Annotated in this window: 16 protein-coding genes; 10 read left to right on the top strand and 6 right to left on the bottom strand. The window is 70.5% G+C overall.

Translation table 11 applies throughout. From position 1 onward, the window contains the following. Nucleotides 1–15 precede the first annotated feature (15 nt). Together U874_RS0109800 and sdhC are read right to left on the bottom strand one after the other, a co-directional pair. Complete coding sequence (locus tag U874_RS0109800) at nucleotides 16–459, bottom strand: succinate dehydrogenase hydrophobic membrane anchor subunit (RefSeq protein ID WP_025134364.1); 444 nt, start codon at nucleotides 457–459, stop codon at nucleotides 16–18. Between the two features lie 15 nt (nucleotides 460–474). Next, entirely contained in the window at nucleotides 475–891 is a 417-nt protein-coding gene (gene sdhC / locus U874_RS0109805; protein WP_081809964.1) for a succinate dehydrogenase, cytochrome b556 subunit, read from the bottom strand. A gap of 201 nt (nucleotides 892–1,092) precedes the next feature. Here sdhC and U874_RS0109810 point away from each other — a divergent pair, with 201 nt between their 5' ends. Further along, entirely contained in the window at nucleotides 1,093–2,223 is a 1,131-nt protein-coding gene (locus tag U874_RS0109810; RefSeq protein WP_025134366.1) for a mannose-1-phosphate guanylyltransferase, read from the top strand. Nucleotides 2,224–2,262: 39 nt separating this feature from the next. Here the strand turns inward: U874_RS0109810 and U874_RS0109815 are convergent, their stop codons facing one another. Together U874_RS0109815 and U874_RS0109820 are read right to left on the bottom strand one after the other, a co-directional pair. Beyond that, on the bottom strand, nucleotides 2,263–2,979 hold the full coding sequence (locus U874_RS0109815) for a hypothetical protein (RefSeq protein ID WP_232755907.1): 717 nt from the start codon (nucleotides 2,977–2,979) through the stop codon (nucleotides 2,263–2,265). 33 nt (nucleotides 2,980–3,012) lie between these two features. Beyond that, complete coding sequence (locus U874_RS0109820) at nucleotides 3,013–3,819, bottom strand: FadR/GntR family transcriptional regulator (RefSeq protein ID WP_025134368.1); 807 nt, start codon at nucleotides 3,817–3,819, stop codon at nucleotides 3,013–3,015. Between the two features lie 183 nt (nucleotides 3,820–4,002). On the opposite strand from U874_RS0109820, the gene U874_RS0109825 reads away from it, so the two are divergent. The 4 genes from U874_RS0109825 to U874_RS0109840 all read left to right on the top strand — a co-directional run bounded on the left by U874_RS0109825 (nucleotide 4,003) and on the right by U874_RS0109840 (nucleotide 8,185). Continuing rightward, nucleotides 4,003–5,085, top strand: coding sequence for an ABC transporter ATP-binding protein (locus U874_RS0109825; RefSeq protein ID WP_025134369.1), 1,083 nt, complete (start codon nucleotides 4,003–4,005; stop codon nucleotides 5,083–5,085). Nucleotides 5,086–5,159: 74 nt separating this feature from the next. Then, the gene (locus U874_RS0109830) at nucleotides 5,160–6,338 is read left to right on the top strand and encodes an ABC transporter substrate-binding protein (protein ID WP_025134370.1); all 1,179 of its coding nucleotides are present in this window, start codon (nucleotides 5,160–5,162) and stop codon (nucleotides 6,336–6,338) included. Nucleotides 6,339–6,462: 124 nt separating this feature from the next. Continuing rightward, on the top strand, nucleotides 6,463–7,347 hold the full coding sequence (locus U874_RS0109835) for an ABC transporter permease (RefSeq protein WP_025134371.1): 885 nt from the start codon (nucleotides 6,463–6,465) through the stop codon (nucleotides 7,345–7,347). A 28-nt stretch (nucleotides 7,348–7,375) separates the two neighbouring features. Further along, entirely contained in the window at nucleotides 7,376–8,185 is an 810-nt protein-coding gene (locus U874_RS0109840) for an ABC transporter permease (RefSeq protein ID WP_025134372.1), read from the top strand. Between the two features lie 70 nt (nucleotides 8,186–8,255). On the opposite strand, the gene U874_RS0109845 is transcribed toward U874_RS0109840, so the two are convergent. Next, nucleotides 8,256–9,008 (bottom strand): TetR/AcrR family transcriptional regulator, encoded by a 753-nt coding sequence (locus U874_RS0109845; RefSeq protein ID WP_081809973.1) that lies wholly within the window; start codon nucleotides 9,006–9,008, stop codon nucleotides 8,256–8,258. Between the two features lie 146 nt (nucleotides 9,009–9,154). On the opposite strand from U874_RS0109845, the gene U874_RS0109850 reads away from it, so the two are divergent. The 3 genes from U874_RS0109850 (at nucleotide 9,155) to U874_RS0109860 (ending at nucleotide 13,777) form a co-directional block, all read left to right on the top strand. Further along, nucleotides 9,155–10,564, top strand: a complete 1,410-nt coding sequence (locus U874_RS0109850; RefSeq protein ID WP_025134374.1) for an APC family permease — start codon at nucleotides 9,155–9,157, stop codon at nucleotides 10,562–10,564. Between the two features lie 131 nt (nucleotides 10,565–10,695). Beyond that, on the top strand, nucleotides 10,696–12,321 hold the full coding sequence (locus U874_RS0109855) for an amidohydrolase (protein WP_025134375.1): 1,626 nt from the start codon (nucleotides 10,696–10,698) through the stop codon (nucleotides 12,319–12,321). 40 nt (nucleotides 12,322–12,361) lie between these two features. Then, nucleotides 12,362–13,777, top strand: coding sequence for an APC family permease (locus U874_RS0109860; RefSeq protein ID WP_025134376.1), 1,416 nt, complete (start codon nucleotides 12,362–12,364; stop codon nucleotides 13,775–13,777). Between the two features lie 99 nt (nucleotides 13,778–13,876). Here U874_RS0109860 and U874_RS0109865 read toward each other — a convergent pair whose 3' ends face one another. After that, entirely contained in the window at nucleotides 13,877–14,710 is an 834-nt protein-coding gene (locus U874_RS0109865; protein ID WP_025134377.1) for a biotin--[acetyl-CoA-carboxylase] ligase, read from the bottom strand. A gap of 204 nt (nucleotides 14,711–14,914) precedes the next feature. On the opposite strand from U874_RS0109865, the gene U874_RS0109870 reads away from it, so the two are divergent. Both U874_RS0109870 and U874_RS0109875 read left to right on the top strand, forming a co-directional pair. Continuing rightward, nucleotides 14,915–16,522, top strand: coding sequence for an acyl-CoA carboxylase subunit beta (locus U874_RS0109870; RefSeq protein WP_025134378.1), 1,608 nt, complete (start codon nucleotides 14,915–14,917; stop codon nucleotides 16,520–16,522). Beyond that, nucleotides 16,519–16,824: a hypothetical protein gene (locus tag U874_RS0109875; protein ID WP_025134379.1), complete on the top strand. Its 306-nt coding sequence runs from the start codon at nucleotides 16,519–16,521 to the stop codon at nucleotides 16,822–16,824. Before U874_RS0109870 ends, U874_RS0109875 begins: the two co-directional genes overlap by 4 nt. The last annotated feature ends 44 nt before the right edge of the window (nucleotides 16,825–16,868 follow it).

Below are 16,868 nucleotides of genomic sequence, written 5' to 3' on the forward strand. Positions count from 1 at the left end.
GTGCCGGAGACCCGGTTATGCCTTGCAGAAGGACGCGACCAGCGCCGGATCCGCGCCCGCGGGGCAGGGATCGAGCGTGTAGATCACGAAGGTGCCGAGCAGGATGAGCAGCGCGGCCGACAGGAAGAGGGCGACCTTGAACGCCTTCGCGAGCCCGGGGCGGGTCACGTAGTCGTTCACGATGGTGCGCATGCCGTTCGCGCCGTGGATGAGCGCGAGCCACAGCAGCAGCGTGTCCCAGATCTGCCAGAACGGGCTCGCGAGCTTGCCCGCGACGAACCCGAAGTTGATGGCGTGCACGCCGCCCTCGGTGAGGAGGAGGTTCGAGGCCAGGTGGCCGAACACGAGCACGAGGAGCAGCACGCCGGAGACGCGCATGTAGATCCAGCCCCACTTCTCCCAGTTGGTGCGCTTCTTCGCGGGGGCCTGCGAGCGCGGAGCATCAATCGTCATCGTCATGTCTCTACTCCTCGCTTAGTGACCGAAAACGTTCATCAGGTGGCGAGGCAGGAAGCCTGCCATCGTCACGGCCCAGAGGCCGATGACGATCCAGAACATCACGCGCTGGTACTGCGCGCCCTTGCGCCAGTAGTCGACGAGGATGATGCGAATGCCGTTGTACGCGTGGAAGACGATGGCGGCGACGAGCGCGGCCTCGCCGAGCCCCATGATCGGGGTCTTGTAGGTGCCCATGACGGCGTTGTACGCCTCGGGGCTCACGCGGATGAGTGCCGTGTCGAGCACGTGCACCAGCAGGAAGAAGAAGATGGCGACACCGGTGATGCGGTGCAGCACCCACGACCACATTCCCTCATTGCCGCGGTAGAGCGTGCCGCCCGGGCGGCTCTTCTGCTTTACCGCGGGCGCGGCCTCTGCCGTTTGGGCTGACACGGGCTTCCTCCTTGGTCCTGCTTTGTCGGGTATTCCCCGGCAGCTGACGGTGCGGTCTCGAGCTCGAATATCGCATTCCAGGCGCTCCCGGAAGCGTGCACGGCTGAGAATCCACTGCGTCCCCATTATGACACCATTCGCGGCCCGGCTCGGCATCGGCCCCCGAGACCCGGCTCAGCCCGCCCGGGTAGTCTGGAGGCCATGACCGACGCACCCGCGCCCCGCCCCGCCATCGACCGGCTCACCTGCGTGATTCCCGCTGGTGGCGTGGGATCCCGGCTCTGGCCGCTCTCGCGCGCGAACGCCCCGAAGTTCCTCCTCGATCTCACAGGTTCGGGCGATTCGCTCCTGCGAGCTACCTGGGACCGCCTCGCGCCGATCGCTCCCCCGGAGCGCGTGATGGTCGTCACGGGCAACTCCCACCGCGAGTCCGTGATGGAGCAGCTGCCCGAGCTGCTCGCCGAGAACCTCGTGACGGAGAGCGAGCCGAAGGACTCGTCCGCGGCGATCGGCCTCGCCGCGGCGCTCCTCGAGCTGCGCGATCCCGATGCGATCCTCGGCTCCTTCGCCGCCGACCACGTGATCCGCGGCGACGTGCTCTTCCAGCGCGCCGTGACGACGGCGGTGCAGGCCGCCGACCAGGGCTACATCGCCACGATCGGCATCCACCCCTCGCACCCGGCGACGGGCTTCGGCTACATCTCCTGCGGCGCGGCGCGCGGCGACCTCGCGCCCTTCGACGTCTACGGGGTGACCGAGTTCGTCGAGAAGCCCGACGCGGCGAAGGCCGAGGAGTACCTCGCCCACGGCGGCTACCTCTGGAACGCCGGCATGTTCATCGCGCGCGCCTCGGTGCTGCTCGACCAGATGGCGCTCGCCGAGCCCGAGCTCGTGCGCGCGCTGCGGGAGATGGCCGCGAGCTGGGACACCGAGCAGGGCGCGGCCGCGCGCGAGCGCCTGTGGCCGTCGCTGCCCAAGATCGCGATCGACTACACGGTCGCCGAGCCCGCGGCCGCCGCCGGGAAGATGGTGTGCGTCGCCGCGCACTTCGACTGGGACGACGTGGGCGACTTCGCCTCCGTCGCGAACCTCCTCACCCGCGGGCGGGGCAGCGACCTCGCCGTGCTCGGCGACGGCGCGCAGGTGCTCTCCGACGCGTCGAGCGGGATCGTGGTGTCCGAGAGCGATCGGCTCGTCGCCCTCGTGGGCGTGGAGGACGTGGTCGTGGTCGACACCGCCGATGTGCTGCTCGTTACATCGAAGCGCCGGGCTCAGGACGTGAAGAACCTGGTCAACCGCATGAAGGTCTCGGGCGGCGGGCACCTGCTCTAGCCGACGGCGCCGGCGGCCCGCCCCCGGGCCGGGACCCGCCTACGGGGCCGCGACGAGCGCGAAGGGGTAGCGCGACGAACCGGCGAGCTGCGCCCCCGCGGCGAGACCCGCAACGCCGCGCTCGGGATCCACGCCCGGGTAGCGGTCGCCCGTCTCCCACTCGGACTCGCTCGAGAGGATCACGCGCCCGCTCGCGTTCACGAGGGTGACCCCGCAGTCGAGCTCTGCGTGGAGCGCGTCCTCGAGCGCCGAGACGAGCACGTCCGCGCAGATCACACCGACGAACTCGGCGTTCACGACGACGGGGAGCGCCGAGGTGACGGTGATCTCGTTCGAGCAGAGGTAGTCGACGAACGGGCCGGCGATGTGCCGGTCGCCCGTCGCCTCGGGCACGCGGTACCACTCGAGGCGCACGAGGTCGATCGCCGCCTGGCCGGGGCCGAAGGTGGATGAGGCGAGCAGGCCGCGGTCAGCGCCCTGCCACCAGGCGAGGGGGTTGCCCTCGGAGACGACGGCGTCGCTCGCGCAGTAGCCGGCGCCGTAGACGGGCCGGTCGGCGGAGTCGAGCACGGCGTGCGCGTCGGCCTCGACGAGCGCGGCGAGCTGCGCGCCCGTGAGCCGGCCCGTGCCGAGCTGCGCCTCGAGCTGCGCGTGGAGACGCGGGAGCCAGGCTTCGAGCGGCGCGAACACCCCGTCGAAGAACTCCTCAACGCGCGCGAGCGCCCGATCCAACTCGTGTGCCACCCGCTGATGCACGTCGTCCCCCTCTCCGATGAGGCCTCCGCGATGTCACTCCCCGCGGCTGCGAGCTTCTAGTGTGTCATGAACCTCGTCGGTGCGGGGACGCGCGAGGAGATCCGCGCGGAAGGACACGAGCCAGCGCACCGAGGCGCGCACGGCGTCGCGCACGGCGCCGCGGGCCGCCGCGACGTCGCCCGCCTGGGTCGCAACGATCTGCGCGACGAGCCCGTCGTGCGTCGCCATGCGCGCGTCGTGATCGAGGTCCTGGAGCGCGAGCAGCGGGGTGAACTCGGTCTGCACGCGCACGTGCTCGTTGGTGAGCCGCACGGACTGGCTGAGCGCCGCGAGTTCGAGCTGGGCCTCGGTGATGCGCCGCCGCCACGCCGCGCGGTCGAGCTCGCGCGCGTCGTCGAGGATCCGCGCGACGACGCCGAGCTCCTCCGCGGTGGCGCGCTGGCAGGCGTACTCGGCGCAGGCCGCCGCGATGACCTCGTAGTGGACGCCGAGGTCGGCGAGGGCGACGCGCGGGAGCGCCATGAGCGCGTGCGCGTTCACCTCTTCGACCGCGCGGTGGCTGGGCCGCACGAAGCTGCCGCCGTTGCGGCCGCGCCGCGTCTCGATGAGCCCGCGGTGCCGCAGCGTGCCGAGCGCCTCGCGCACGGTCACGACGGCGACGCCGAGGAGGGCCGACAGCTCGGTCTCGCTCGGCAGCCGCTCCCCCTCGGTGAAGGCGCCGACGGAGATGGCCTGGACGATGCGCGACTCGACGAGCTCGGTGCGCCCCTCCTCGCCGATCGGAGCGAACGCCGCGGTGCGGAGGCGACTCGGCGGCGAGTCCACCAGCGGTCCGCTCACGTGTCTCCTCCATCGGTCGGGGTCGGGCTTCCGTCGAGTCTGTCACGCGGATTGTGAGGAATGCCTGTGCCGCTCCGTCATCGAATCGTGATCTTCCGCGTTCGCCGGATGTTTTTAACCTATAAACCCATATGTTATGGTTCATGGCATTGGTTCGACAACGACGTTGAGGAGCAGCGCACCATGCCCCACCCCACCCCCCACGCCGACGGCGCAGACATCGCGGTATCCGTCCAGGGCGTGCGCAAGCAGTTCGGCGATCTCGTCGCGGTGAACGAGCTCGACATCGACATCCGCGCGGGCGAGTTCTTCTCGATGCTCGGCCCCTCGGGCTCGGGCAAGACGACCGTGCTCCGGATGATCGCGGGCTTCGAGGAACCCTCGGCCGGCCGGATCCTGCTCCACGGCGCAGACGTCACGAAGTCGGCGCCGTTCGACCGCGAGGTCAACACCGTCTTCCAGGACTACGCGCTCTTCCCCCACCTGACGATCGCCGAGAACGTCGCCTACGGGCTGAAAGTCCGCGGCGTCGCGAAGGCCGAGCGGACCGCCCGCGTGGGCGAGGCGCTCGAGCAGGTGCAGCTCAGCCACCTCGCCGAGCGCCGCCCCTCGCAGCTCTCGGGCGGTCAGCGCCAGCGCATCGCCCTCGCGCGGGCGCTGATCCTGCGCCCGAAGGTGCTGCTCCTCGACGAGCCGCTCGGCGCGCTCGACAAGCAGCTGCGCGAGCAGATGCAGTTCGAGCTGAAGCAGATCCAGCGCGAGGTCGGCATCACCTTCGTGTTCGTCACCCACGACCAGGAGGAGGCGCTCACGCTCTCCGACCGCGTCGCGGTGTTCAACGGCGGCAAGATCGAGCAGGTCGGCAGCCCGCGCGAGGTCTACGAGTTCCCGCAGACCGAGTTCGTGGCGCGCTTCCTCGGGATCACGAACTTCCTGAGCGGCGCCGACGCGCAGCGCATCCTCGGCAGCGCCGATGCGCACAGCGTGCGCCCCGAGCGGGTGCAGCTCGCCGATCCGACCGCCCCCGTCGAGGCCGGCGCGATCGCGCTGCCCGGCAGCGTGGTCGAGGCCGTCTACGCGGGCGCGCACACCCGCTACCTCGTCGAGACCGCAGGCGGCCTGCGCTTCATCGCCGAGAAGCAGAACTCGCAGACCCCGCACCTCACCCCGAGCATCGTCCGCGGCGACGCCGTGAGCCTCCGCTTCCAGCGCGACCACGCCGTGCCCGTGCCGAGCGCACGCGTCGCGGCGCCCGCGGCAGCCTGACCCCCGGGCGCCCCGCGGCCCAGGCCCTGCGGCGCCCGGCCCCTTCCACCGAATCGCACAACAAAGGAGTTCCGATGAACAAGAAACTGCTCGCACCCGCGGCGCTCGTCGCCGCGGTCGGCCTGGCCCTGGCCGGCTGCTCGTCGACGAGCGGCGGCGACGCCACCCCCGGCGAGATCTCGATCGACGTCCCCGAGATCCCCGCGATGGACAAGCTCGGCAGCACGGAGAAGGAGGTGAACATCGTCGCCTGGTCCGGCTTCGTCGAGCCCGCGTGGGCCGATCAGTTCACCGCCGACACCGGCTGCGTGGTGAACCGCAAGGTGGCCGCGACGAGCGACGAGATGGTGCAGCTCATGCGCACGGGCGAGTACGACCTCGTCTCCGCATCGGGCGACGCGAGCCTCCGCCTCATCGTCGACGGCAACGTGCAGCCGCTCAACACGGAGCTGATCCCCAACTTCGGCGACGACATCGTCGAGGGCATGAAGGGGCAGCTGTACGACACGCTGAACGGCAACGTCTACGGCATCCCGATCGGCCGCGGCGCGAACATCCTCGAGTACAACAGCGAGGTCGTCACCGAGGCCCCCGACAGCTGGGACGTCGTGTGGGAGAAGGACAGCCCCTACGCCGGCAAGATCGCCGCCTACGACAGCCCGATCTACATCGCCGACGCCGCGATCTACCTCATGGAGCACCAGCCGGATCTCGGGATCACGAACCCCTACGCCCTCGACGACGAGCAGCTCGCCGCGGCGACCGATCTGCTCAAGCAGCAGAACGCGATGGTCTCCGAGTACTGGTCCCCCGCGACGAACGTGACCTCGTTCACGGGCGGCAACTCGGTCGTCGGTACCTCGTGGGAGGTGCTGCGCAAGGCCACCCAGGACGACAAGTTCAAGAGCGTGCTCCCGCAGGAGGGCGCGACCGGCTGGTCGGACGCGTGGATGCTCGCCACCGAGGCGAAGAACCCGAACTGCGCGTACGCGTGGATGGATTACACGTCCGCTCCCGAGGTGAACGGCGCGATCGCCATGAACTTCGGCATGGGCCCCGCGAACGGCGCGTTCTGCGAGCTGAACGACGAGGCGAAGGCGCACTGCGACTACTTCAACGCCACCGATGAGGACTACTACAAGCAGGTGTGGTTCTGGACCACCCCGATCGACCAGTGCCTCGACGGCCGCACCGACGTGCAGTGCACGAACTACCAGGACTGGACGAACGCCTGGGCCACGGTGAAGGGCTAGCACCCCGATCCGCGATGGTGCGGGGCCCGCGGGCCCCGCACCATCGCCCCTCCCGCGCGTCACCGCGCACCCCGCGCACCGCCGCGCACCCCTCCCCGACCGTCTCTCGCAGCGAGGAAGCACCGTGAGCACCCAGACCGTTCTCGAACGCCGCCCCAAGCCCCTCTCCACCGCGCTCGCCCGGCACCCGCGCGCGCGACTCGCATCGCTCCTCGCGCTGCCGATGACCTGGCTCGTGGGCGTCTACATCCTGTCCCTCGCGCTGCTGCTCATCACGGCGTTCTGGACGACGGATCCCTTCACCTCCCGCGTGAAGCCGGGCTTCACGCTCGACAACTTCCAGCAGATCGTCACGGTGCCCGCCTACCTGTCGACGGCGCTGCGCACGCTCGGCATCGCGCTCGCCGTGACCGCCATCTGCGCGCTCGTCTCGATCCCGCTCGCCGTTTTCATGGCCAAGGTGGCCGGGCCGAAGCTGCGCGCCGCGCTCGCGGTGCTGATCACGCTGCCCCTGTGGGCCGGTTACCTCGTCAAGATCATCGCGATGCGCCTCGTGTGGACCGACTCGGGCTTCTTCAACTGGGCGCTCTCGCCGCTCGGCATCGAGGGCCCCGGCTTCGGCGTCCTCACCGTGATCCTCACGCTCGTGTACCTCTGGTTCCCCTACATGGCGATCCCGGTGTACGCCGCGGTCTCCCAGATCCCCGCGAACCTCTTCGACGCGTCCTCCGACCTCGGCGCGAGCGGCGCGCGCACCATTCGCACGGTCGTCGCCCCGCTGCTACTGCCCTCGCTCATCGCCGGATCGATCTTCACGTTCTCGCTGAGCCTCGGCGACTACATCTCCGCGATGTACGTCGGCGGCTCCACCCAGATGATCGGCAGCATCATCGCGCAGAACATCAACCTGAACCCGCCGCTCGCGGCCGCGTTCTCGGTCGTGCCGATCCTCCTCGTCGTCATCTACCTCACCGCCGTGCGCCGCACGGGCGCGCTGAACAACCTGTAGCCCGAGCCGGCTTCGCTAGGAGACCCCCATGCTTCGACTGAATCGCGGCACCAAGATCGCGCTCGCCCTCGTCACGCTCATCGCGCTGGGCTTCATGTACATCCCCCTGTTCGTCATCGTGATGAACTCCTTCAACTCCGGCCGCGTCGCGGGCTGGCCCATCCCCGGGTTCTCGCTCGAGTGGTGGGAGAAGGCGCTCGTCAACCCGGCCGTGCACGCGGCCCTCCTGAACTCCGTCGTCGTGGCGCTCATCGCCACCGCGATCGCCCTCGTGCTCGGCACGCTCGCCGCGTTCGCGCTGCAGCGCTTCAGGTTCTTCGGCCAGCAGACCGTCAACCTCCTGATCGTGCTGCCGATCACGCTCCCGGGCATCGTCACGGGTGTGGCGCTCTCGAACACGTTCCACCAGGTGCTGAAGCCCATGGGCATCCACGTGGGCTACTGGGGCATGATCATCGCGCACGCCACGTTCTGCGTGGTCATGGTGTTCAACAACGTGATCGCCCGGCTCCGCCGCATGAACCCGAACCTCGAGGAAGCGTCGATGGACCTCGGCGCGGGCATCGGGCAGACGTTCCGGCTCGTCACCTTCCCGCAGTTCCGCAGCTCGTTCATCGCGGGCGGCCTGCTCGCCTTCGCGCTCTCCTTCGACGAGATCGTGGTGACGATCTTCACGGCGCCGCCCGGCGTCGAGACGCTGCCGCTCTGGATCATGAACCAGATGGCCCGCCCGAACGAGGTGAACCAGGTGAACGTCGTGGCGACGATCATGATCCTGCTCTCCCTCATCCCGGTCTACTTCTCGCAGAAGGCCTCCGCCGCGGGCGACGTGAAGTAGCGGGCGGGGCCCGTTCGCGCGCGGGGAGCCCCGTTCGCGCGGGCGGGCCCCTGCCAGCGCGGGCGGGGCGCTACCGCTCGCGCGGCCGCAGCCCGAGCGCCGCGTACTCCGCACGGAACCCCGTGAGCAGTGCGCGCAGCCCGAGCTCGAACGCGGCGTCGGCCGCGCGGCCCCCGCTCGCGGCGAGTACCCCGGCGCGCTCGGCGTACGCCGCGGAGAACGCGGGGACGTCGCGCCGCGGCCCCGGATCCAGCATGCCGTCGTCGGCCGCGAGATCGAGCGCGGAGCCGAGGATGAACGACTCGAGCGCCACCATGAGCGTGAGCGCGCGCTCCCCCGGCCAGCCGGCGCGCACGAGCGCGTCGATGACCGTCTCGTACATCTGCGAGGTGACCGATTCCTCGGCGAGCGGCAGCGTCGCGAGGAGCGCGATCGTGGGCGGGTGCGCGGCGAAGGTGTTGCGGTAGTGCGTGGCCCAGCCGGCGAGCGCGGCGTCCCAGGGCTCGCTCGCGAACATGTCGGTCGCGATGCGGTCGCTGATGAGCTCGCGGACGCCCGCGATCAGCTCGGCCTGCCCGGCGACGTGGTTGTAGAGCGCGGACGGGCGCACGCCGAGCTCGCTCGCGATCGCGCGCATGCCGACGCCGTGCGCCCCACGCTCGTCGATGAGGCGCAGCCCCGTCTCGAGGATGAGCCGCCGCGAGAGCACCCGCTTCGTGGGTCGCCCCACGCGGCGCTTCGGCGCGGGGACGGGCGGCGCGTGCTGGCCGGTTCGCTCGGCCGTCTCCGGCCCGGGCGCTGGCGTCTTCGCCGGTGTCGACATGTGTTCCTCCGCGACCAGCATGACACGATCCCGCGCTTCCGCGACTCCGGAGTCGCGCTCGGGCGCGTTTCGTACTAGTCTCATCCCGACCGTAAAAGAACCCTGTTCATTTACGAGTCCGTGAGTACCGCATCAAAGGAGATCCAGTGAGTGAACCCGCCGCACGAAACGGCCTGAAACGAGAACTCGGCCTCGGAGGCCTCGTGCTCTTCGGCCTCGCGTACATGGCGGTCGCGACCGTATTCACCACCTACGGCATCGTGAACCAGATCACCGAGGGGAAGCTGCCCCTCGCGTACGTCGTCGCCCTGCTCACCATGCTGTTCACCGCGAACAGCTACGCGGCGATGGTGCGGAAGTACCCCGTCGCCGGCTCGGCCTACACCTACACGCAGCAGGCCTTCGGCGGCGGCGCCGGCTTCCTCACCGGCTGGGTGCTCCTCCTCGACTACCTCTTCATCCCGATGATCAACTTCATGATCCTCGGCCTCTACGTGAGCACGCAGTTCCCGAGCGTTCCCGCCTGGCTCGTCTCGCTCATCACCCTGATCGCGGTCTTCGTATTCAACGTGCTCGGCATCACCCTCGTGAACAAGCTGAACATCGTCATCGTGAGCATCTCGGCCGCCGCGATCATCCTCTTCGCCGTCTTCGCCATCAAGACCGCGATCGCGGATCCCTCGGCCCCCGGCATCATCGACCCCTTCATCCCGGGCGCCGAGGGCTTCAGCCCGATCTTCACGGGCGCCGGCATCCTCGCCCTGTCGTTCCTCGGCTTCGACGCCGTCTCCACGCTCTCCGAGGAGGCGAAGCACCCCCGCCGCGACATCCCGCGCGCGATCATCCTCACCGCGCTCATCGGCGGCGCGCTCTTCATCTTCGTGAGCTGGGTCGGCGCACGCGCCTACCACCTCGACGACTGGACCCAGGCGCCGCGCGAGCTCCTCGACGCCGCGGGTGTCGTGCTCGCCCACCACGTCGCGGGCGAGTGGCTCGGCATCCTCTTCGTCGTGTTCACGGTCGCCGGCTGCTTCGGCTCGGGCCTCGCCGGCCAGGTCTCGGTGGCGCGCATCCTCTACTCGATGGGCCGCGACGGCACACTGCCGAAGCCGCTCGGGATCCTCTGGAAGCGCTTCGGCACCCCCGTGGTCGCCGCCGCGACCGTGTCGGTCTTCGCGCTCGCGAGCCTGTTCCTCACCCTCGAGCAGGCCGCCTTCATGATCAGCTTCGGCGCGCTCGCCGCGTTCGCCATGGTGAACCTCTCGGTGATCCGTGTCTACCTCTTCCCGAAGGGCGGCGAGCGAGCGCAGCGCTCCGGCAAGGACGTGCTCCTGCGCGGCGTCTTCCCGCTGATCGGCTTCGCGCTCACGATCTGGCTCTGGACCTCGCTCGAGTCGATGACCTGGATCGTCGGCGGCATCTGGTTCGCGATCGGCCTCATCATCCTCATCGCGAAGACGAACTTCTTCCGGAAGCCCGTCCCGCGGATGGACTTCTCCGAGGGCCCCGAGACCTCCGTGGTCGACGCCATGGGCGAGGCCGTCCCCTTCAAGTAATCTGAGCGCGGCGGGTCATCGGCCCGCCGCAGCTCGCCCCTCCCCCGGCGCCCGCGCGGCGCCACACCCCACCAGCACGGCACCGCGGCCCGCTCCGCGGGCGGCTCCGAGCAGCAAGGACGCGATCACCCATGAGCACCACCGTTTTCACCGGCGGCACCATCCTCATCGACCCGACGCACGAGGGTGCGCCCCGCACGAGCGACGCGATCGCGTTCGACGGCGGCACGGTCGTCGCGCTCGGCGCCGAGGCGACGGCGCTCGCCGAGACCGCGGACGCCACGGTGATCGACCTCGCGGGCGGCACGCTCGCTCCCGCTCCGGGCGACGGCCACGCGCACCCCATGCTCGGCGGCGTCGAGGCGCTCGGCCCCGCAATCCGTGCGGCGGCCGACAAGCAGGGCATCATCGACGCGGTCGCCGCGTGGAAGGCCGAGCACCCCGAGGCCGAGTGGATCGTCGGCGGCAGCTACGACGCGACGTTCTCCGAGGGCGGCCTGTTCGACGCGCGCTGGCTCGACGAGGTCACGGGCGACACCCCCACGATCCTGCGCGCCTGGGATTACCACACCGCGTGGGTGAACTCCGCGGCCCTCGCCGCGGGCGGGATCACGGCGGACACCCCCGATCCCGAACTCGGGCGCATCGTGCGCCGCGCCGACGGCTCCCCGCTCGGCACGCTGCAGGAGGCCGCGGCCAACAACTTCCTCGCGGACGTGGTGCCCGCGTTCCCGCTCGAGCAGCGGCTCGAGGCCATCGAACGGGCGACGCGCGCCTACGCGGCGCTCGGCATGACCTGGGTGCAGGACGCCTGGGTCGAGCCCGGCGACCTGCCCGTCTACCTCGCGGCTGCCGAGCAGGGGCGCCTCCACACCCGCATCAACCTCGCATTCCGCGCCGACCCCGCCCGCTGGCGCGAGCAGCTCGCCGAGTTCACCTCGAGCCGCGCGCGCGTGCGCTCCCTCGGCGCCGAGCGGCTGAGCGGCGAGACGATCAAGTTCTTCGTCGACGGCGTCATCGAGAGCCACACGGCGGCGCTCCTCGCCCCGTACGCCGACCTCCCGAGCGAGACCGGGCTCCCCAACTGGGACGCCGCCGAGCTCTCGGCCGCCGCGACGGCCTTCGATGCCGCCGGCTTCCAGCTTCACCTCCACGCGATCGGCGACGCGGCGAACCGCAGCGCGCTCGACGCGATCGAGGCGGCCCTCGCCGCGAACCCCGCGCGCCAGCGCGACCACGTGATCGCGCACGTCGCCCTGCTCGATCCCGCCGATGTCGCCCGCTTCGCGGAGCTCGACGTCATCGCGAACTTCGAGCCCTACTGGGCGCAGTGCGACGCGGTGATGCGCGATCTCACGATCCCGCACCTCGGCCACCCGCGCGAGGAGTGGCAGTACCTGATCGGCTCGGTGTCGCGGAGCGGCGCAACGATCTCCTTCGGCAGCGACTGGCCCGTCACCACGATCGACTGGCGGCCCGCCGTCTCGACCGCGATCACGCGCCACAGCCACGAGGAGCCCGGCGCAGACGCGTGGCTCCCGGAGGAGCGCGTCGACGCGGCCACCGCGTACGCGGCCTACACGCGCGGCATCGCGCGCCAGGCGCTCGCGGCCGACACGCGCGGAACGCTCGCGGTGGGCCGAACGGCCGACGCCGTGTGGCTCGCCGAGAATCCGCTCGAAATCGCGGCGGAAGCGATCGCCGAGCTGCCGGTTCTCGGGACCTGGCTCGCCGGGGAGCGCACTTTCACCCCATAATCCACAAGTAAGACCGCTTACTCGATTCAAAGGAGACATCGTGAGCGCATCGAATCAACCCCAGCTGAAGCGATCACTCGGCTTGGTCGGACTCACCCTCTTCGGGGTGACGTACATGACGGTGATCACCGTCTTCACCACGTACGGCATCGTCAACCAGGTCACCGACGGGCACCTCCCGGCAGCGTACGTGATCGCGGTGGTCGCGATGCTGTTCACGGCCGCGAGCTACGGCGCCATGGTGCGCCGCTACCCCGTCGCGGGATCTGCGTACACCTACACGCAGCAGTCCTTCGGCGGGGCCGCGGGCTTCCTCACCGGCTGGGTGATGCTGCTCGACTACCTCTTCATCCCCATGATCAACTTCATGCTGATCGGGATCTACCTGAACACGCAGTTCCCCGCGGTCCCCGTGTGGGTGTTCACCCTCGGCGCGCTGCTGCTCGTGCTCCTGTTCAACATCCTCGGCATCAACCTCGTCAACAAGGTGAACTTCGCGATCATCGCGCTGTCCGTCGTGCTCGTGGTGCTCTTCATGGTGCTCGCCTTCAAGCACGCGCTCGGCGGCAACACCGAGATCAGCCTCATCGAGCCATTCACCTTCGGTGAGGGCGGGATCGGCGCGATCGCGTCGGGCGCCGCGATCCTCGCGCTGTCCTTCCTGGGCTTCGACGCCGTGTCGACGCTCTCCGAGGAGGCGAAGCGCCCCCGCAAGGACATCCCCCGCGCGATCGTGCTCTCGACCCTCATCGGCGGCCTCTTCTTCATCCTCGTCTCCTGGGCCGGCGCGGTCGCCTACCAGCCCGACTGGGCGTCGCTCAGCTCGACCGAGATCGACGCGGCCGGCGTCACGGTGATGAACAACATCGGCGGCGAGGCGTTCACCGCCTTCTTCGTCGCGGTCTACGTGGTCGGCGCCTTCGGCTCGGGCATGACCGGCCAGGTGTCGGTCTCGCGCATCCTCTACGCGATGGGCCGCGACGGCATGCTCCCGAAGCCGCTCTCGCGCCTGCACCAGCGCTTCGGCACCCCGATCGTCGCCGCCGTGACGGTCTCCGTGTTCGCGCTGTCGAGCCTGTTCCTCTCGCTCGACACGGTGGCCTTCATGATCAGCTTCGGCGCGCTCGCCGCGTTCGCGATGGTGAACCTCTCGGTGATCCGCACTTACCTGTTCCCGAAGGGCGGCCGGCGCGAGCCGCTCACCTTCTCGCGGGTGCTGAAGTACGCCGTCGCGCCGCTCATCGGCTTCGCGCTCACGATCTGGCTGTGGACGTCCCTCGAGGCGCTCACCTGGCTCGTCGGGGCGATCTGGATCGTCGTCGGCGTCGTCATCATCGCGATCGTCACGAAGGGCTTCCGTGCGCCCGTGCCGAAGATGGACTTCTCGGAGGGCGACCCCACGACCGAGCAGATCGACGCGCTCGGCGAGGAGTACCCGCTGGAGGGCGCCCGCTAGGCGTCCACCGAGGGGCGCCGCGGGGCGCTCGCGACGGAGCCCGCCACCGCGATCATCGGATCGGGGTGGCGGGCTCCGCTGCGTCTCCGGGGTCGCCCGTCAGCGGAGGTGCTCCACATCGCCCGCGGACACCGTGAGCCGGCCGCCCGTCGGCAGATCGACCACGAGTGAACCGTCGGCCGCGAGCTCGCGCGCGCGCCCATCGACGATCTCGTCGCCCGGCAGGTGGACGCGCACCTCCGTCCCCAGGGTGAGCGAGGAGCGCAGCACCCGGGCCCGCGCCGCAGCGGGGTTCGTCGCCGCGAGCGCGAGCAACTGCCGGAGCGCCGCGGCGTACTCGGCGATGACGCCGTCGACGAGCGCGGTGCCCGCGGGGTCGAACACGGTCGTCGCACCGCCCACGTCGGCCCCTGCGGCGAGCAGCGAGCTCGCCCGCCCGGTCGGCAGCTCGTGCTCCGGGATGAGCAGGTTGAGCCCCGTCCCCGCGATCACCGAGCCGTCGGGCAGCAGCTCGCACAGGATCCCGCACAGCTTGAGCCCCGGGCGGCCCGCCATCGCGTCGTCCTCGTCGCGGACGTGCACGTCGTTCGGCCACTTCACGCCCACCCGCATGCCGTCGCCGAAGCGCGGCTGCAGCGCCGCGCTCATCGCCGCGCCGACGAGGAGGGGCAGCCAGCTGAGCGCGAGGCCGTGCCCCGCGCCGCGCACGAGCAGGGACGCGGCGATCGACTGGCCGGGCGGGGTCACCCAGCCCCGGTCGAGGCGCCCGCGCCCGGCCGTCTGGTCGGCGGTGAGGAGCAGCGTGCCGTCGGGCAGCGGATCGCCCGCGGCGTCGTGCTCGCGCGCGAGATCGCGCAGCTCGGCGTTCGTGGAGGGCGAGCTCTCGCGCCAGATCACCCGGGGCAGCAGTGCGGAGGTGCGCGTCAGGTCCATGCCCCCACGCTACCCGCCCCGCCCCGCTCCCCGCCCGCACTCCCCGCCCCTTCCTGCCGGAGCGACCCCGATCCCGGAGGGAGGGAGGGAGTGCGGGGAAGGAGCGCGAGCGGCACGGGTTTGGTGGGATCCGACCAAGGTTTATCGATTCCGTTGGAGAGGTTCGGAGGCTGCGGGCATGGGTGCCGCGCTAGGCTGGCTTCCGTGACTGCAGAGAACGCCACCTCAGCGACCCCCGGACCCGCCACCACCGCGGGCCGCATCGCCGACCACCGCCGCAAGTACCAGGAGGCCGTGGGCGACCGCGACGCCGCAGCCGCAGCGAAGCAGCACCCGCGCGGCAAGATGACCGCCCGCGAGCGCATCGCCGCCCTCCTCGACGCGGGCTCGTTCGTCGAGTTCGACAAGTACGTGAAGCACCGCAGCCAGGGCTTCGGCATGGAGAAGAGCCACCCGTTCGGCGATTCCGTCGTCACGGGCGCCGGCACGATCCACGGCCGCCAGGTCGTCGTGTACTCGCAGGACTTCACCACCTTCGGCGGCTCGCTCGGCGAGGTCGCCGGCGAGAAGATCGTGAAGGCGATGGAGTTCGCGCTGAAGACGGGCGCACCCGTGCTCGGCATCCTCGACTCCGGCGGGGCGCGCATCCAGGAGGGCGTCGTCGCCCTCTCGAAGTACGCGAGCATCTTCCGCCTGAACACCATGTGCTCGGGCGTCATCCCGCAGATCTCGATCGTCATGGGCCCCTCGGCCGGCGGCGCCGTGTACTCCCCCGCGCTCACCGACTTCGTGATCATGGTCGACAAGACGAGCCACATGTTCGTCACGGGCCCCGACGTCATCAAGACGGTCACGGGCGAGGAGGTCGGCTTCGAGGAGCTCGGCGGCGCGCTCACCCACAACAAGACGAGCGGCGTCTCCCACTACCTCGCGAGCGACGAGCTCGACGCGCTCGACTACGCGCGGGCGCTCATCAGCTACCTGCCGGACAACAATCTGGCCGAGGCTCCCGTCTACGACAGCGACACCGCGCTCGAGATCACGGACGCCGACCGGAAGCTCAACTCGCTCATCCCGGACAGCCCGAACCAGCCCTACGACATGAAGACCGTGATCGAGGCGATCCTCGACGGCGGCGACTTCCTCGAGGTGCAGCCGCTGTTCGCGCCGAACATGCTCATCGGCTTCGGCCGCGTCGAGGGCCGCACCGTCGGCATCGTCGCGAACCAGCCCGCGCAGATGGCCGGCACGCTGAACATCGACGCGAGCGAGAAGGCCGCGCGCTTCGTGCGGTTCTGCGACTCGTTCTCGATCCCGATCCTCACCCTCGTCGACGTGCCCGGCTACCTGCCCGGCACCGACCAGGAGCTGCAGGGCGTGATCCGCCGCGGCGCGAAGCTCCTCTACGCGTACGCCGAGGCGACCGTGCCGCTCGTCACGATCATCACGCGCAAGGCCTACGGCGGCGCGTACATCGTGATGGGCTCGAAGCAGATGGGCGCCGACTTCAACATCGCGTGGCCCACCGCCGAGATCGCCGTCATGGGCGGCTCCGGCGCCGTGAACATCCTCTACCGCAAGGAGCTGGCCGCGGCCGCCGAGCGCGGCGAGGACGTCGAGGCGCTGCGCGCCGAGCTGACGGCGAAGTACACCGCCGAGGTGACGAGCCCGTTCCTGGCCGCCGAGCGCGGCGAGCTCGACAACGTGCTCGAGCCCGCCGGCACGCGCCTGGCCGTCATCAAGTCGCTCCGCGGCCTGCGCGGCAAGCGCACCGAGCAGCCCGCCAAGAAGCACGGCAACATCCCGCTGTGAGCGACGTGCAGACGATGGGCGCGCCCGCCGCGGACGCGCAGCTGCCGCCCGACGCGGCGGCTCGCGACGCGGCCAAGCGCGAGGAGCTCGGCCCCCAGGACGACGCCATCTCGGGCGCGGACATCGCGTTCGTGACCCGCTCGGTGAGCCCCGCGGAGCGCGCGGCGGTCATCGCCGTGCTCACGCAGGTGCGCACGGAGGAGACGCAGCGTGTGAAGCGCGTGGCGCGGCGGGACCGCGAGCCGTGGGCCCGCTCCCAGCGCGTGCCCGAGGGCATCTCCGAGCTGCTCGCCGAGGGCTAGGCGCACCCGAGCCCGGGAGGATCGCCCCCCGGCCGCACTAGGCT

It is taken from the genome of Leucobacter sp. PH1c (assembly GCF_000633415.1).
Taxonomy (GTDB): Bacteria; Actinomycetota; Actinomycetes; order Actinomycetales; family Microbacteriaceae; genus Leucobacter.

Bases quoted from the DNA above. Each gene is read 5' to 3' on its own strand.
- U874_RS0109800 (WP_025134364.1), bottom strand. From the start codon at position 459: ATGACGATGACGATTGATGCTCCGCGCTCGCAGGCCCCCGCGAAGAAG.
- U874_RS0109810 (WP_025134366.1), top strand. From the start codon at position 1,093: ATGACCGACGCACCCGCGCCCCGCCCCGCCATCGACCGGCTCACCTGC.
- U874_RS0109825 (WP_025134369.1), top strand. From the start codon at position 4,003: ATGCCCCACCCCACCCCCCACGCCGACGGCGCAGACATCGCGGTATCC.
- U874_RS0109830 (WP_025134370.1), top strand. From the start codon at position 5,160: ATGAACAAGAAACTGCTCGCACCCGCGGCGCTCGTCGCCGCGGTCGGC.
- U874_RS0109840 (WP_025134372.1), top strand. From the start codon at position 7,376: ATGCTTCGACTGAATCGCGGCACCAAGATCGCGCTCGCCCTCGTCACG.
- U874_RS0109845 (WP_081809973.1), bottom strand. From the start codon at position 9,008: ATGTCGACACCGGCGAAGACGCCAGCGCCCGGGCCGGAGACGGCCGAG.
- U874_RS0109855 (WP_025134375.1), top strand. From the start codon at position 10,696: ATGAGCACCACCGTTTTCACCGGCGGCACCATCCTCATCGACCCGACG.
- U874_RS0109865 (WP_025134377.1), bottom strand. From the start codon at position 14,710: ATGGACCTGACGCGCACCTCCGCACTGCTGCCCCGGGTGATCTGGCGC.